The organism is Lysinibacillus parviboronicapiens, assembly GCF_003049575.1.
GTDB classification, from domain to species: Bacteria; Bacillota; Bacilli; order Bacillales_A; family Planococcaceae; genus Lysinibacillus; species Lysinibacillus parviboronicapiens.
Genome location: NZ_PYWI01000018.1, coordinates 69,016 through 85,095, shown reverse-complemented (window position 1 = coordinate 85,095; position 16,080 = coordinate 69,016). Strand labels below are relative to the sequence as shown.

19 protein-coding genes, 1 pseudogene and 1 riboswitch are annotated in these 16,080 nt (G+C 36.5%); of the genes and pseudogenes, 7 read left to right on the top strand and 13 right to left on the bottom strand.

Annotation, left to right across the window (positions count from 1 at the left end; translation table 11 throughout):
- Nucleotides 1-36: 36 nt before the first annotated feature.
- The 3 genes from C9J35_RS15550 to C9J35_RS15540 all read left to right on the top strand — a co-directional run bounded on the left by C9J35_RS15550 (nt 37) and on the right by C9J35_RS15540 (nt 2,231).
- Nucleotides 37-693 carry a hypothetical protein gene (locus C9J35_RS15550; protein ID WP_107925213.1) on the top strand — a complete coding sequence of 219 codons (657 nt, stop codon included), beginning with the start codon at nt 37-39 and terminating at the stop codon, nt 691-693.
- A 59-nt stretch (nt 694-752) separates the two neighbouring features.
- Nucleotides 753-1,568 (top strand): S1C family serine protease, encoded by an 816-nt coding sequence (locus C9J35_RS15545; RefSeq protein WP_054767721.1) that lies wholly within the window; start codon nt 753-755, stop codon nt 1,566-1,568.
- A 129-nt stretch (nt 1,569-1,697) separates the two neighbouring features.
- Nucleotides 1,698-2,231 (top strand): hypothetical protein, encoded by a 534-nt coding sequence (locus C9J35_RS15540; RefSeq protein ID WP_107925212.1) that lies wholly within the window; start codon nt 1,698-1,700, stop codon nt 2,229-2,231.
- Nucleotides 2,232-2,349: 118 nt separating this feature from the next.
- Here the strand turns inward: C9J35_RS15540 and C9J35_RS15535 are convergent, their stop codons facing one another.
- The 3 genes from C9J35_RS15535 to C9J35_RS15525 all read right to left on the bottom strand — a co-directional run bounded on the left by C9J35_RS15535 (nt 2,350) and on the right by C9J35_RS15525 (nt 3,714).
- Nucleotides 2,350-2,841, bottom strand: coding sequence for a YkvA family protein (locus C9J35_RS15535; protein WP_107925211.1), 492 nt, complete (start codon nt 2,839-2,841; stop codon nt 2,350-2,352).
- A 142-nt stretch (nt 2,842-2,983) separates the two neighbouring features.
- Nucleotides 2,984-3,184, bottom strand: a complete 201-nt coding sequence (locus C9J35_RS15530; RefSeq protein ID WP_004230088.1) for a cold-shock protein — start codon at nt 3,182-3,184, stop codon at nt 2,984-2,986.
- Nucleotides 3,185-3,384: 200 nt separating this feature from the next.
- The gene (locus C9J35_RS15525; protein WP_235616330.1) at nt 3,385-3,714 is read right to left on the bottom strand and encodes a DUF1033 family protein; all 330 of its coding nucleotides are present in this window, start codon (nt 3,712-3,714) and stop codon (nt 3,385-3,387) included.
- A gap of 107 nt (nt 3,715-3,821) precedes the next feature.
- Between C9J35_RS15525 and C9J35_RS15520 the strand changes: the two genes are divergently transcribed.
- Complete coding sequence (locus C9J35_RS15520) at nt 3,822-5,549, top strand: globin-coupled sensor protein (RefSeq protein ID WP_107925210.1); 1,728 nt, start codon at nt 3,822-3,824, stop codon at nt 5,547-5,549.
- A gap of 46 nt (nt 5,550-5,595) precedes the next feature.
- Complete coding sequence (locus C9J35_RS15515; RefSeq protein WP_054767719.1) at nt 5,596-5,877, top strand: acylphosphatase; 282 nt, start codon at nt 5,596-5,598, stop codon at nt 5,875-5,877.
- 175 nt (nt 5,878-6,052) lie between these two features.
- Here the strand turns inward: C9J35_RS15515 and C9J35_RS15510 are convergent.
- From C9J35_RS15510 to C9J35_RS15495, 5 genes and pseudogenes are all read right to left on the bottom strand, one after another.
- Nucleotides 6,053-6,461 (bottom strand): annotated as a pseudogene (locus C9J35_RS15510) (VOC family protein).
- Between the two features lie 116 nt (nt 6,462-6,577).
- Nucleotides 6,578-6,967, bottom strand: coding sequence for a VOC family protein (locus tag C9J35_RS15505; RefSeq protein ID WP_054767718.1), 390 nt, complete (start codon nt 6,965-6,967; stop codon nt 6,578-6,580).
- Nucleotides 6,968-7,158: 191 nt separating this feature from the next.
- Nucleotides 7,159-7,779, bottom strand: a complete 621-nt coding sequence (locus C9J35_RS15500; RefSeq protein ID WP_107925209.1) for a flavin reductase family protein — start codon at nt 7,777-7,779, stop codon at nt 7,159-7,161.
- Nucleotides 7,780-8,016: 237 nt separating this feature from the next.
- Nucleotides 8,017-8,172: a hypothetical protein gene (locus C9J35_RS23685; protein ID WP_167395981.1), complete on the bottom strand. Its 156-nt coding sequence runs from the start codon at nt 8,170-8,172 to the stop codon at nt 8,017-8,019.
- A 339-nt stretch (nt 8,173-8,511) separates the two neighbouring features.
- Nucleotides 8,512-8,928, bottom strand: coding sequence for a VOC family protein (locus C9J35_RS15495; RefSeq protein ID WP_107925208.1), 417 nt, complete (start codon nt 8,926-8,928; stop codon nt 8,512-8,514).
- A 302-nt stretch (nt 8,929-9,230) separates the two neighbouring features.
- Between C9J35_RS15495 and C9J35_RS15490 the strand changes: the two genes are divergently transcribed.
- Both C9J35_RS15490 and C9J35_RS15485 read left to right on the top strand, forming a co-directional pair.
- Nucleotides 9,231-9,881, top strand: coding sequence for a 5-bromo-4-chloroindolyl phosphate hydrolysis family protein (locus tag C9J35_RS15490; protein WP_107925207.1), 651 nt, complete (start codon nt 9,231-9,233; stop codon nt 9,879-9,881).
- Entirely contained in the window at nt 9,878-10,933 is a 1,056-nt protein-coding gene (locus C9J35_RS15485) for a toxic anion resistance protein (RefSeq protein ID WP_107925206.1), read from the top strand. Before C9J35_RS15490 ends, C9J35_RS15485 begins: the two co-directional genes overlap by 4 nt.
- 72 nt (nt 10,934-11,005) lie before the next feature.
- On the opposite strand, the gene C9J35_RS15480 is transcribed toward C9J35_RS15485, so the two are convergent.
- From C9J35_RS15480 to odhB, 5 genes are all read right to left on the bottom strand, one after another.
- A complete protein-coding gene (locus C9J35_RS15480; RefSeq protein ID WP_054767717.1) occupies nt 11,006-11,203 on the bottom strand; it encodes a DUF6501 family protein in 198 nt (65 codons plus the stop codon).
- Nucleotides 11,204-11,717: 514 nt separating this feature from the next.
- On the bottom strand, nt 11,718-12,449 hold the full coding sequence (locus tag C9J35_RS15475) for an amino acid ABC transporter ATP-binding protein (protein ID WP_054767716.1): 732 nt from the start codon (nt 12,447-12,449) through the stop codon (nt 11,718-11,720).
- Between the two features lie 12 nt (nt 12,450-12,461).
- Nucleotides 12,462-13,187, bottom strand: a complete 726-nt coding sequence (locus C9J35_RS15470) for an amino acid ABC transporter permease (protein WP_107925205.1) — start codon at nt 13,185-13,187, stop codon at nt 12,462-12,464.
- Nucleotides 13,188-13,390: 203 nt separating this feature from the next.
- Nucleotides 13,391-14,242, bottom strand: a complete 852-nt coding sequence (locus C9J35_RS15465; RefSeq protein WP_107925204.1) for a transporter substrate-binding domain-containing protein — start codon at nt 14,240-14,242, stop codon at nt 13,391-13,393.
- A 119-nt stretch (nt 14,243-14,361) separates the two neighbouring features.
- Nucleotides 14,362-14,547, bottom strand: a riboswitch (Lysine riboswitch).
- Between the two features lie 229 nt (nt 14,548-14,776).
- Nucleotides 14,777-16,012, bottom strand: a complete 1,236-nt coding sequence (gene odhB / locus C9J35_RS15460) for a 2-oxoglutarate dehydrogenase complex dihydrolipoyllysine-residue succinyltransferase (RefSeq protein WP_107925203.1) — start codon at nt 16,010-16,012, stop codon at nt 14,777-14,779.
- Between the last annotated feature and the right edge of the window lie 68 nt (nt 16,013-16,080).

Sequence of the window (16,080 nt, the reverse complement as noted above, 5' to 3'; positions counted from 1 at the left end):
GTATACTTAAAGAAAATGAGCACAGGGGGCTTGCTTATGAGACATCTCTTATTTGTACTCTCTGTCGCAATACTATTGGTTGGTTGTACGACAGATAAAGTTACGGAACAGCAAGAACAACATGTAAAACCAACAGTGATGGATGAGACAACTAATAGTGAAAAACCAGCTGAACAACAATCACATAATCTTGCTTCTTTTTTTCCACCAGACGGTTCTACTGCTTATTTTGAAGGACAAGGCAACGAATTTGCTAGCTTTTCGCTTCAAACAACCTATTTGGATGACACACATATCGCCCAAATAGAAGATAATGGCGCTGTAACGATATTAAAGGTCTATCGACTAACGGATTCTGCGATTGTGCTTGTCTATAAAAAAGCCGTTGATAGTCATCCATCACTTCCAACAGCTCAAGAAGCGGCTTCGTTTGCCATCATTGAGCCTATGTTACAGCTACCTTTCGAAGTTGGAAACAGCTTTGCTGGTTGGACCATCCAGTCGACTAATGCTTCTGTTAATACTGGAACAAACATCTATCAAGATGTTATTGTGCTGACACGTACAGCAGATACCATCACAACTAAAAAATATTTCGCAAAAGGTGTGGGACTCATCCGTATTGAAGATACGATGAAAACAGCTAACGAAGAGCCATTTGTCGTTACATCGACACTGCAAACAATTGAATAAGAGGCTTCACAGGCGTCCGGCTTGGACGTCTTTCATTTTGGGATAAGGAGGTACCTAATATGAATGATTTACATAAGTCTTCTCCAGAGGAAGAATTAACGGAAGAGGAGTTTATCGAACTTGTACTTGCCGAACAGCAAAAGGCCTTAGCTGAAGAACAAGAACAGCGCCTGCAAGGCACAAAGCCAAAGAAGCAAAGGCCGATTGTCAAATGGATTGTTTGGAGTATGGCATTTGTATTATTTTTTAATACGTTTGCACTTATTTTTCAAATTTACTCCATTCCAGCTATCGACTTTATCAAAGTATCTACAAAATTATCTGCACAAGAAGATATCCAACTATATAAAAAGGCTGTTGTTGAGATATCTACCGGCACAAGCAAAGGTACTGGTTTTGCCATTTCCTCCGATGGACTTATTGTCACAAACGCCCATGTTGTTGAGGATGCCCTTACATTGTCTGTGGTGTTTCCAGAAGAAGGTCTAATGGAGGCGCAATTATTGCAAAGCTTCCCAGATGTCGATTTAGCATTGTTACAAGTTAGTGCTGACAACATACCATTACTACCTCTCGCTGACAATCCTCATTTTGCAAAAGGTGAGCATGTGTATTTCATAGGGAATCCACTTGCCTTTACAGGAATCGCCAATGAAGGTACGTTACTTGAAACAACTTTACTAGAAGATTGGCAGGAACCCGTTATGATGATGCAAGCACCAGTTTACAAAGGCAATAGCGGTAGCCCTGTCCTTAATGCAGATGGTGAGGTAATAGGTGTTATTTTTGCAACAATGAAACAGGTTTCATTTGGTCGAGTAGGATTGTTTGTACCTGTTCAAGTGTTACAGCACTTATTAAATACTTATAACTAGTCTGTTAGAGTTTAACGTAAAAGTAAAATCAAGAGAACTTCATCAGTGAATAACTTACAAATTACGATTGGTGTTTTTCCTAATTACTGTTAAATTATTGTATAATAATCCATAAGGAGTGATTATTGTATGATAGCACAGATGAACAAACAGGAATTCGATTCCTTATGTGACATAGCACTGTTCAATGCCTGTTTTAAACCGTTAATTTTGGAATATAAAAATAGAATGACCAAGGACAATCATTCAATTGTTCAAGAACTTTTTTATAATGAGCTTAACACTGGACAAAAATCGTTGTTTGTATTCCATGTGTACTATGATCATGCAATAGAATCAACGGAAGAGTTCTATTGGTGGAGTGCCTATTATTTAGCACAGCCTAAAATTTGGTCAGCAATCAAACGTGCACTTACGTATTTTGGAGATGAGCATATGTATCAACTTCTAACAGATACGGAATTTATGTTTAATAAACATAACTACCCTAGTACTTTGGCGCAATTTACTGTAACACGTGAAAATCTTCGAAATAATGAGGAGCTTGCTGTAGCTATTAATTCTTTGTATGACAGTTTTAACAACAGGGCTCCACAAACTGTAAAGTATATAAGTGATTTCATCCGAAACAATCATACAATTTTTGTAAAATTCAAGGATTAATTTTAACCCCGTTCTTAAACCAGAGCGGGGTTATGCGTATTAAAAATTTACATATCCATTCACTGAATACTCCCAACTATCTTAATTGCTTTATCGTTAATTAGTTTACATAATAATATTATTTATTACTGTCTTTACTTTCATGTCGTATATATTGTGTAAACATTGATTTTACTGGTATCTTACTAACAATTTGATCACTTGTTTCAGCAATTTTTTGTAAAACATCAAGGAGCTTTGCATCTCCTGTCCAATGCTTTTCAATGACTTCTGCTCCCAATTTATTGATAACTGTATTGACTACAAAAGTTGCTAATACTAAATCATCCAAAAAACCCCCGAAACCAAGAATCCCCTCCGGTAAAAAATCCATTGGGAATATAAAGTAAGCAATAGTAGCACCAATCAATGAACGGCTTTTGCTATCAATAGCGGGGTCCATTAATGTTTTTATTAATAAATGAAAAACATCAGGCACAAACATGAGATAATCTGCAAATTTATTATTCCTTCCGGTTTTTGATGCTAGGAATGTTACCAATTTAGTCCGCAATTTATGGTAAAAATCTCGCTGTTTTTTCTCATTCGGTATATGTTGACATGTATCCATCTTATCTTCCTCCTTTTGCTCTCTTTACCTATTACCAAAAAAACGAAAAAGTAACCCTTTTATGTTGAAAGCATGCAAAAAAAGGCATCCTAAGTAAATAGGATGCCTTAATTTAACGAAAGTATTTTTTAATTACTGAGAATTAAAGTTTAGTTACGTTAGCAGCTTGTGGTCCGCGGTTGCCATCTACAACTTCGAATTCCACTTTTTGACCTTCGTCAAGAGTTTTGAAACCTTCGCCTTGGATAGCTGAGAAGTGTACGAATACGTCGTTTTCGCCTTCCACTTCGATGAATCCAAAACCTTTTTCTGAGTTAAACCATTTTACTGTACCTTGTTTCATTTAAGAAAACCTCCAAAAAAATAAAAGTGAACAATATGTAATTTCTTCAGGAAATGAAAAAATTCACATATTACAAAGAGTACCGAACTAACGCGATCACTTTTTGTAATATGTGAATCCATGTTTCCGGTGAAGCAATTAAATTGTTACCTTAAGTATAACCATCATTCATAATATTGTCAAATAAAGAAAAAAGTTTTTTATTTTATTGGCAATATTCCGTTTAATTCTGTAGTTGCAACTGCGATGATCCCATGGTAAACTTGTGCATCATCATCACAGGCTTCACAATAAAAGCTTTCTTCCTCTGACCAAAAAGCCCAGTACTTGCCTTCCTTACTCGCCTCATGCTCATATACTGGTCTAAAGCTATTTAATGTTTCCTGTAGAGCTTTCTCAAACTGCTCTTTCGTCTCAAACGTTTCGATTGTTTGAATAAAAACTTCCCAGCCCTCAAATTTCCACCAAGGCTCATAATCAGCTTTCATGTAAAGTATTGTATACATATTTGCCCCATTCCTTGTTGTCATAAGATATTCTCATTTTAGCAAACACACATGAAATGTCTATTAAAACACCCTGAAATATGCTATTATTACCTTATTATTCATTATTTCTTTTGGGAGGTATTTTTTTTATGTTTTCAAGTATTCGACCTAAGGCAGAGCTCGAAGAATTATTAAAGCGCGGTACAAATTTAAGCGCAACAGGCCGTTTCAATAAAACTCTAGCGTTTAATCATTTCAATTCACAGGATGAAGAGAATTTAAAAACGCTCTATACAAAACTAAAAGATATCACCCCTTCTATGAACGGTATTTTTAATAATTATTTGAGGGAAATCTCCCCTTCTTCTCAGCAAACGATCAGTGAAGAAAATATAAATCGATACTTAACTCAATTTTTCTTAGCAACTCGTGATGATGAATATGTGGATGAAACCGTAAAATTTTTCAATTTATTCAGAAAAAACCAATTTGAACCTGGTAAATTAATTGTCGTATTTAATCAATTTGCTTTCTATATTACTACGTATATTTTACATAACTTTGGCTTAAAGCCAAACAAAGCATTTGAATACATGAAATCTTTTCAATCGGCTGTCAATGTTGACCAAGAATTACTCTTTGAAGTTTTAACTGAGCGCATTATTGAAAATGTAGTGTCAGAAATTTCTTCATTAATGGATGTAAATGCTAAGATAATGTATATGAAGGATTTAGTCTTCAGTTTAGATAAACAAAATGAAGAAATTCAGTCATCTACGGCAGCTACACAAGAGATTGCAGCCTCCATCAATGAGGTTGCTCGTATGTCTTCGCGTATTTCTGAGAAAACAACGGACTCTGTGGATCATGCTGTTAAAGGGAAAAATGCTATTGAACATGCTTTAACTGAAATTTTTAAAACAGAAGAAACTTTTACTACCATTGTTGACTCCTTTACAGAATTACAAAAACGTGTCAATGATATTGAACATGTAGTAACCTTAATTAACCAAATTGCAGATCAAACAAACTTGTTGGCATTAAATGCATCTATTGAAGCTGCCCGTGCTGGTGAGCATGGTAAAGGCTTTGCTGTAGTGGCACAAGAAGTCCGCAAGCTTGCTGAAGGTACCGTCTCTGCACTTAGTGAAGTATCGACAAATGTACATCATCTTAAGAGTTACTCGAATGATGTATCGAAATCCATCACTGAAACGACCTCAATAATAAAAGAGGCAACCGTTGAGGCAAAAGAATCGTTACCATTATTAAATGCTATTGTGAGTGCAATTGAAGGGATTAATATTGATGTTACAAATACTGCAGCGATTTCCCAAGAGCAGGCTGCGGCAATTGACGAAGTATCTGCAAGAATGATTGAAATTTCTAGTCTACAGGATGATATTCGTGACTACAGTCATAATACATCTAGCGATATTCACTTATTGGGTAAAGAGATTAACCGCTTCCGCAACGATATTATTACAAATAACAATGTACAACTCTCTTCTATCGCCCTATTACAATTATCGAAAGCTGACCATATTTTATGGAAATGGCGGATTTACAATATGTTCCTCGGCTTAGAACATGTACTTCCACATGATGTTTCCTCACATAAAGATTGCCGCCTCGGCAAATGGTATACGGCAAAACGTACCATCGAACGTTTTGGTCACTTACAAGATTATCGTGATTTGGATACCTATCATGCCCGCGTGCATGAATCAGCAAAACTTGCAGCAGAAGCACATGAAGCGGGTAATATTCACAAAGCGGAAGGCCATTTAGAAGAGGTAAATCAGGCTTCAGAACGAGTGTTATACTTTATAAATAACTTAATTGCTTATTTAGAAAAAGAACGTGTAATGCAGTAAGTCTAGGGGAGGCTTCTCCCCTCTTCAAGAAGTAGGAGGTTTTAGCGTGAATAAACGAGCGCTGATTAAATTTTTCGGAGATGTGTACGGGACAGGCTACCGCTTCTTCATAAAACAGAAAGCAATTGAGCTTGGCTTGAAAGGTTATTGTAAGTTAAATGAACTGGAACAGATTGAGGTAGAAGTGGAAGGCTCTAAAAAAGCCATAGATGAATTCCTAATTTTTGTGCACAAGGGTGTTAGCCCTCAGGCAGATTCCAATTCATTTGCTTTAGAGTTATATGATGATTTAAAAGGGTATATCCGTATGGAGTCAGATATTGTATAGTCTGGCTCCTTTATTTTTGTAAGTCATTTTAGCAGGTTTATCAAGCTTTTCGGGTATTAATTCAATAGCCCTTAACCTTTGATTCAAGGTCTTCTTATCTGCTCTAATTATATCCTAATCCGATTTATTTAGATTTACTTGTCCATTTATCATAGGTCATTTGTCTAGCGCTAGTTTAAATTGAACTATCATTAAAAGATGGACTTAATTCACTCCACACAACAAATTTATTATCATCTATATCGTAGAAAACAAAATTCCTTCCAACGTGTCCTCTATTTTCTATTGCGCCAACCTTAATCCCTTTATGGATGATATCTCTATAAATGGCTTCTAAGGCACTTATTCCATTTACTTCGCATGTTATTGAAACGCTCTTCGCCATAATAATCAACGAAGTTAGAGCTTTGATTTTCTTTAGAATTGACAAGAAATATACTTTGATTGGCAAAATTAAGAATTGTTTTATCTTCATCTTGATAGCTTAAATCTGCCCCTAACTTGTTAACATACCATTTCGAAGATAATTCTACATGTATTACTGGTACATAAGTAGCTCCTATCCTTAATAATTTTTCGCCCATTTCTATTTCCCTCAATCAATTTTTTAATCATATAGGATGCATGTAACGCATTCATAAATGCAACAGCATTGTCGGACGTGTACTTTCGTTTAAAATCTTGTAATAAGCGTTTACCGTTAAGCTGTTTCCCTACAAATCATCAATAAATTACCGTCTGGATCTTTAAAAACGAAGTAAAAATCGTCCTCAATTTGTGTCACAAGTTCAACATTATTTTCTTTCATAAATTGGTAAGCTGCTTGAATATCATTTGTTAAAAATTGAATTGCTGGAACTTGATAAGTTGAAATATTCCCCTCTTCATTTCTCCACTTAGGCATTGTATCTAACAGTAAACCAGCCGTTCCATCCATTGGTGCTGTGTATAGATGTCCAAAAAATATTTCTCCACCTTGTAAACCAAGTATCTTACTGTACCAGTTGCTTGCTTTTTCAAGGTCACGTACTGGCACAAACACACCGCCGATTCGGTTTTTAATCGGTGTTTTATTTATGGGCGTATTCACAATAACTTTCCTCCTTTTAAAAATTGTTTACGATAAGAATTAAATTCGACATATTGTAATCTTTACCTTTTTTGTTTGCGTAAAATTGTTGGACTTGAACGAGCGTTTTCATTGATGAGTAGAAAGTTGAGGAAGAAAAAAGAACAGGCTCAAAGTTAATTGAGTACCTGCTCTTTTTTTAAATAATGTTTTTATGTTTCGGATCTAAAGGTTTTCCCTAACTGATTACCAAGTCCGAAATAATGGCGAAAATTATAAATAAGTGGGCTCCATTTATTGGGGTCAATATGATGCTCTCTAATCAGAATATCCTTATGAGCATGTACATGTATAACTTGTGTCTCAACAATGGCAAAATCAGTGGTATAATCAGGCATTCGAATGTGTTTTACCCTTGCCTCGATTTGAATGGGACATTCAATAATCCGTGTAGGTTTTACTGTTTTAGACGCAGCAGCTGTTAATCCACTACTATCATATTTTTCTTTTTCAAATGTAAAACCAAGCTCTTTTTTGTATTGTGGAACAGGATTTTTCCCTGTAAAGGGAGCTAGTTTTTCAACATTTTCCCATAAGGAAGGACATGCAACATTAATGACACATTCAGGATGTCGTGTTAAATTTTCAACCGCCTTCCCCCCAAGTCCAATTCCTAATATAATGCAATCTCCTAATGCCCATGATGATGAAAGTGGGCTAATATTTACGGTTTCATCCTCGTTCAGTGAATTTAATAAAATCACGGGCGTTCCATAGTAGAGAATTTTTGGCTTAATAATTTCTGTGGTAGGAACCTGAGTCATTTTTTCCATTGTTAATTTCTCTCCAATCCATATGTTCTTCAATATTTATAATAGAATATAAATATTTAGATTTTCATCGAAATATGGATTACATAAAACCTATCAATTAGCAATACGATGCGTGAAGCTTTCTGTCTTTCATAGCCTGTGTCATTGAATTTGCTGTTACAGTGTGGCCCCTAGATGTCACTTATATGTCCTCTGTAGTCAATAAAATCTTGCGCTTCCCTTTAATAGCCACTGCCATCATAACTTTTTAGTCACGCCTGGTGCTTGCCTTGTACTAAGACTACTACCGCCGTCATTTTCCCACCGATCAATGTCCCATGCATCATCATTCCATCCGCCAGGTAGTTCTCCTCCGCTAGGCAAGGTACTCGTTGTTGCGACTGAAATACTCATACTATCATCAATGACATTTTATACATCATCCTTTTCAATAAATATTTCATCTTTATATTATGTCATGTTATATGTTTTAGTTCATAGCCAAAAAGGAAGTTGGTTTCACTGATTTATGGGTTTGACTATTTTATATGTATTCGTGCTTTTTAGTCATTCCTTCGTTCCACTAACGGGTGGTCATGGTGGGGAGATATGTCACGAGGTACACGCTGTAGCGAGTAATTTTATGTATCATTTCCCCCTATTCTAATGGCTAAATGTAAATAAAAAGATGATGCCTGTTAAGACATCATCCCCTAGCATATAACATCTGAGCAAGCTAATTGTCAAAAGTATTTATCCCTGATTCATGGCGCTTTCATCCATATACGCAATTTCCCATAAATGGCCGTCTACATCCTCGAAACCCCATACATACATAAATCCATGATCTTGAGGATCACTTGAAGATTTCCCCCCAGATGACAATGCCTTATTAACCAACTCATTTACTTGATCCCGACTATCAGCTGATAAGCAAAAAATGGCTTGTGCCGAAGTAGTAGGATCCACCATTTCTTTCTTAGTAAACGCCTTGAAACGTTCTTCAAGCATTAACAACGCAAAGATGTTGTCATTAATAATCATACTGGCTGTGTCCTCCGTGGTGTATTGTAGGTTGAACTCAAAACCTAGCTCCTTGAAAAAGATAGTGGACTTGTTTAGATCTTTCACTGGTAAATTAATAAAAATATTTTGTGATTGAAATGCCATTTTTTTTCACCTCAAGTTAACATTAGCATAGTCAAAAAAGCAATGTCAAAATTATAGTTATCACCTTGAAGAACGTGCGATTCTATTCGCTAATAAGTTTGGCTCACCCCCAGGTAAAAGTCACGGTTGCTCGACTGGGTAGCATGGTTGTTTGGTGAAAGTTTCAATTTTATATTAAGTATAATCATTGAGAAACTTAGCAAATAGAAGTAAAATTTATGTAAGGGTTATTTCATTGAAACTTTATGTCGAATATTTCGTATAAGTAGATAGACATATTGAAAAGCAAGGAGGAAGAAACTATGCTCAGTGTCGGACAGTTTTTATCTAGACATACCGCTAGCTTAATTTTATCGTTATCAACTGTTTCTATCGCAGCAATTGCGGCAAATCCAGGATTCTTCCTTGGGGGTTTATTGTTCGCTGGAACTTACGCAACAAGTACGATGTTGCTGAAACATAACCAAAAAAAGAAAGTCATGCAAATAGCAGGTATTTCAAAGGAAGAATACAAACATATTGAATCACAAATCTCAACAGCAAATAAACATATTCAATCATTAAGTCAAAATTATTTACGTGTGCGTTCTGTTAGCGCCTTTAAACAATTACTCGAAATGACACGTATTTCAAAAAATATTGTCAAAATGGTAAAGACAGATCCTCGAAAGTTTTATAATGTTGAACAATTCTTTTACGCGCACCTTCCTTCAGCAGTAGAATTAACTGATAAGTATACAATGCTTTCCAAACAGCCTGTCAAGGATAAAGAAATCCAAATCACCTTATCAAAGACACGAGAAACATTAACGGATTTGAATGACACGATTCAAATTGACTTAAAGGATGCACTTTCAAATGATATCGATCATCTTCAAATGGAGATTGAATTCGCTAATCGTTCTACTAGTAGACGGAAAGAACAGCTAGAATGGCGGGGCGATGATAAGTGACAACAAATAGCGATCGTATTTTTCATTTAGATTCATTACAAGGTGCTTCACCACTTGTGCATACTTATTTACAAGCAACAACAGAGGAGGCGATGGCGACATTTGAAACGCTATCGCCTCTTGCGCAAAGTCGTGCATTGCTGACAGCTAGTCAAATTGACCTTACTAATTTCGAATCGGTCTTATCTTTAGGGCAAGGTTCACAGCGTTCCCTTTCTCAATTTGCCGATCGCATGCTTGCACAGGTAAAACAAAAAGACATCACAAAGATTGGCCAAATGCTTGATTCTTTAATGCAAACGTTAGACCGTGTCGATCCCACTGCCTTAGAACCTAAGAAACAGTCCTTCTTCAAAAAAGTGTTTAGTAAAACGGGGCCTACAGTCAAACAAACGTTGACTGAATTTGAACGTATTAGTATCCAAGTGGAGCGTATTGGCGTACAGTTGGAGCGCGCTCAGCTCCAACTCTTTGATGATGTTGAGATGCTCGAACAACTATATTCGTATAATAAAGGCTTTTTTGAAGAATTAGCAACTGCTATTGCAGCCGGTCAAATGAAGAAGCAGCAAGTTATTGAAATTGAATTGCCCGCAAAAGTGGCAAAAGCACAAACAAATAAACAGCCTCTTGTTATCCAGCAGCTCAATGATTTTGCCGAACAAATTGAACGTCTCGATCAACGAATTTATGATTTACAGGTTTCACAACAAGTAGCCCTACAAACAGCGCCACAAATTCGCATGATTCAGAAAGCAAATCAAACACTAGCAGAAAAAATTGAATTTTCAATTGTGACACTTATCCCACTTTGGAAAAATCAATTAGCCATGATGTTGTCGATGAATATGGATAATCATTACGCTCAACTAGAAGAACGACTAGCTCGGACAAATGAACGCTTTACTAACTCTACCTTTGAACAACAGGTAACAAAGTTTAAAGAAACACAACGCGAACTTCAATTAGCTATACAAGACGTCTTTGCTTTGCACACAGCGACAGAAAAAGAAAGGCAGCAGCTCCAGAGTGTAACTGATTTAAAAAGATAGTTGAGCAACATTATACATTTACTCATAGGAAAAGGGTGTCTCAAAATTAACTTTGAGACACCCTTTTTTAGCTCATGCAAAATAATCTTTATAATAGCCGCCAATATTCCCCGTATTGTCGATAATGAATAAAAATTCTTCTGTTTCATTTTTCACTTCATATTCTTTCCCTACTGTTAATACGTTGGAAACTAAGTATTTTGATGCATTAGTATGTTTGCAAGTGACTGTGCGTAGTGTTGGTGCATCTTTCCATTTTAAATGTAACATAATCTCTACCTCTCTTTACTAGCACTTGGCTATCGTCTAATTTTTTACCCTGTACTAACAAATGTTTAGAGGCTCACTTAAAGTCAGTTTAAGTAAAGCTTCTAACTGGGAAATCAAACACTTATCAGTACTCCATTGGTTCAACAACTAATCACTGGAGAGATGAAAAATATCTCCTTGATGATGTTTCACTTTATTTTATACGATTTTAGTACTTTTGTGGAGAAAAAAACCATAGAAGTTTATATTTTGTCCGCAAAGACTGTTTGCATGTCCATTTAAACCTGTTACAATTCTTATAAGAGGTGTTTGTACATGAGTTTTGGTGGTGTACCGCAATGGTTTTTTATCATTGCTATTGCATTTGTCATTTGCTTTGTTTTGTATTCAGAATGGAATTCTAGAAAATAAGTGAGCCTGTTTTATAGGCTCACTTATTTTTATGTTTTTCATTAGAACCGGGTGCTAAGTTGATACTGGCATTCCAGTAAAGCGTCCGAAATTAATTTTTTCTTTATTTCAAAGTGCGTTTTAAGAATTCTTTTGTTCGTTCGTGTTCAGGATTTACTAACACTTTGGATGGTGCGCCTTCTTCTACAATGACACCTTTATCCATGAATACGACACGATCTGCGACTTCCTTTGCAAACTCCATTTCATGTGTAACAATCAGCATCGTGTTTCCTGCATCGGCTAGTTGGCGCATGACTTTCAATACTTCCCCAACCATCTCAGGATCAAGGGCTGACGTTGGTTCATCAAAAAGCATGACTTCTGGATTCATCGACAATGCCCGTGCAATCGCGACACGTTGCTTTTGACCACCAGATAGCTGCCGAGGTTTCGCATTAACATATTGTGCCATACCAACGATTTCAAGATATTTTAAAGCCGTTTGCTCTGCTTCCTCTTTAGAACGTTTTAACACTTTTATTTGACCAACAGTACAATTTTTAAGAACATCATGATTATTAAACAAGTTAAACTGCTGGAATACCATTCCTAAATGCGTACGATATTCTTGAATATTATGTTTTTCATCTAAAATATTTTCGCCCTTGAAGATAATTTGACCGCCACTTGGTATTTCCAATAAATTAATACAACGAAGTAGTGTTGATTTGCCGGACCCTGAGGAACCGATTAAACACACAACCTCTCCCTTTTCTACCTGAAAATTCACATCTTTTAACACTTGGTTACGTCCAAATGATTTACTTAAATGTTCAATTTGAATGACTGCCATTTGTGCGTCCCCCTATAATGTTTCTTTCTGTTGTTTTTGATATGCATCTGGACCATCAAGTCTTTTTTCAACATAAAGTAAGATACGTGATGCTGTAAAAGTCATGATAAAGTATAGTACACATGCAACGAAGAATGATTCAAAATATCGGAAATTATTGCCTGCAACGGATTTAGTTTGGAAAAATAATTCTGTTACGCCAATAACGTTTAATACAGCTGTATCTTTAATATTCATAATTAATTGATTACCTGTTGCAGGCAAAATGTTACGTGCAACTTGTGGTAATACGACATGTATCATAATTTGGATATGATTCATACCAATTGCAGAAGCTGCCTCGTATTGTCCTCTATTAATAGAAACAATACCACCGCGCACGATTTCAGCCATGTATGCACCAGTATTTAAAGAAACTACTAAAATACCAGCTGTAATAAAGTGCATATCAATACCAAACGCAATATCTAATCCGTAATAGACCACCATTGCTTGTACAATCATTGGTGTACCACGGAAAAATTCAACGTAGCATGTCAATATAAAGTTAAAAAGCTTTAAAATCACATGCTTTATGCCCTTTTTACGCGTTGGAATGGTATGCATAATACCGATGAAAAATCCGATGAATGCACCAATAATTGTACTAATCGTTGAAATAAGTAACGTATAATAAGCGCCCCGTAAAAACATTTGCCAGTTGTTTTCTATAATAGAAATAATCCATTCAAAACTCATGATGCTCCTCCTAACAACTTCTTGTTGCTTGTTCATATCCATTATGCCTTGGTCTTTGCCTTGATCGTCTGTTAAATTTAATTTGCATAGCTTCTTTCAAATTATGAGACTTTTACCCAAGACATTACTACCATTCAATGAGAATTCACTGAATAAGGTTAAAATAGATTGCACGGGCTTGATATATGGCCCGTGCATCCATATTACTGTGCTGCTGGTTGTTGAAGAATTGCATCTTCCATAATTTTTTGTCGATCATCTTCCGAAATGCCTTTTAGAATTTCATTGATTTTATCAACATTAGCATCACCTTTACGTAAACCAACCGCAATAGATGTATTTGAGATATCTGTATCAAAACCTTCTTCAAATGACACAAATGTAAAGTTTTCATTTGCAGCTGCAGCTGAGATACCTTCTGGACGTTCAGCTACATAGCCATCGATTTTACCAGCCTCTAATGCAACACGCATTGCTGAGAAGTTTTCCATTGCTGTCTGCTTTTTCACATCTTTAATTTGATCGATTACTTCGTAGTTAGAAGTGTTTAATTGAGAGGTAACTTTTGTACCAGAAAAATCTTGTATGGATTTGGCATTTTCATATGGGCTACCTTTTTTAATGACCATAACAAAATCTGATGTATAGTAGTTCTCTGTGAAGTCAATTGTTTGTTTGCGTTCCTTTGTAGGAGACATACCCGCCACAATGGCATCAATTTTATTTGATTGTAAAGCTGGCACTAGACCGTCCCACTCAAGTTTAACAATTACTAATTCTTTCCCTAAACCTTCAGCCATTTTTTTCGCCATTTGTACATCATAACCGCCTGCATATTCCGCATTATCAGCGATTTTCACTGCGCCATTTGCATCACCTTGCTGTGTCCAGTTGAACGGAGGGTAGCCTGCTTCCATCCCAACACGGAACTCGCCACCTTCTTCTTCTTTCCCAGCATTGTCAGTCGCGTTATCTTTTTTGTCATCTGAACCACATGCAGCTAATACAATTGCAGTCATTGTGGCTAACATAAATAGCAACCATTTTCTTTTCATACAAAACTCCCCTTTTCTGTAAAAAAATAAAACAACTGTACAAAAAAACGACCTAAGTCCAGAACTTAGGTCGTACCTTTTATTAACAGTTGCCCAAATCCTCACTATAATTTCCATGTTTCCGAGATAGCACAACCTAGTAAACTGGAATTATATCTACTAGGACAGTCCTGCACTTATTCACTGCAGACCCAGCATAAAAGTACGAGCTCCTTTTATACTTCGGCGACATTTCCTTCTCCATTGCGTCTTCGCTTGCTTAAACTCAACAATGAACTAATAAATATCGCGCCTCTACCTCACAAAGGAACGTGAGGTTTGTTTATTTAATTGATATTTAGATACTACTATAAAAATAGGCTATTCGTCAAGGTAGTTTTATCACTTTTCAGACTAATGATTTAATTCTAAATACACAGTTTCTAGTATTTATCTATTATACAAAATTATAGGCATCAAAAAACCCATTTAATTACTCAATATGAATAAAAAACTCCCCCAAAGCACATAGCTTGGAGGAGTTGACTCTAATTATTAAGAATTTAATAATAAATCTTCTGGGTTTTCAAGTAATTCCTTAACAGTTTTAAGGAAGCCTACAGAATCTTTACCATCGATAATACGGTGGTCATAAGATAACGCAAGATACATCATTGGACGAATGGCAACTTCGCCATCAACTTCCACTGGGCGTTTTTTAATCGTGTGCATGCCAAGGATAGCTGCTTGTGTACCGTTCATAATTGGTGTAGACATTAATGAACCAAATACACCACCGTTAGTAATAGTGAATGAACCACCAGATAAATCACTTAAACCTAATTTTTTGTCGCGTGCTTTTTTCGCTAAGTCTGCAATCGAATCTTCGATTTCAGCAAAGTTTTTACGGTCAGCATCGCGTACAACTGGTACTACTAAACCTTCTTCAGTTGATACAGCTACACCAATATCATAGAAATTGTTTAAGTGGATTTCATCACCAACAATTTGTGCGTTGACATATGGGTATTTTTTAAGTGCTGCCACTACTGCTTTTGTGAAGAATGACATAAAGCCAAGTTTAGAGCCTGTAGATTCAAAGAATTGATCTTTTTTACGAGAACGTAATGCCATCACGTTAGTCATGTCTACTTCGTTAAATGTAGTTAGCATCGCTGTTGATTGCTTTACTTCCAGTAAACGTTTAGCAATTGTTTGACGACGACGGCTCATTTTTTCAACTGTCACGCGTGATTCAGCAACAGCTGCCACTGCTTTAGGTGCTGCAGGAGCTGCTTGTGGTGCTGCCACTGGTGCTGTACCATGAGCTGCAACATCTTGTACACGTACACGGCCTTGTGGATCTACTGGAGATACAGCAGCAAGGTCAATGCCTTTTTCACGCGCAAGTTTACGAGCTGCTGGAGATGCGATTACACGCTCACCAGAAGTTTCTTCTACAACTGGAGCTGCTGCTACAGGTGCAGGAGCTGCTTGTGGTGCTGCAGGTGTTGCTTCTGCAGGTGCTGAAGCTGCTGGAGCAGGTGCTGCACCTTCGCCAGCTTCTACAACTGCGATAACTTGACCTACAAGTACAGTATCGCCTTCTTCAGCTAAAATTTGTGTTAACACACCCGCTTCTTCTGAAATGATCTCAGCGTTTACTTTATCTGTTTCAAGTTCAACGATGAATTCACCTTTTTCAACGCGGTCGCCCACTTTTTTTACCCACTGTGCAATACTACCTTCTGTAATCGATTCTGCTAATTCAGGGACTTTAATTTCAGCCACTTTCATTTCCTCCTTTGATTAACGTGCATAATGCATGCACATAAAAGGGCTACTGCCTAAGGCTAATA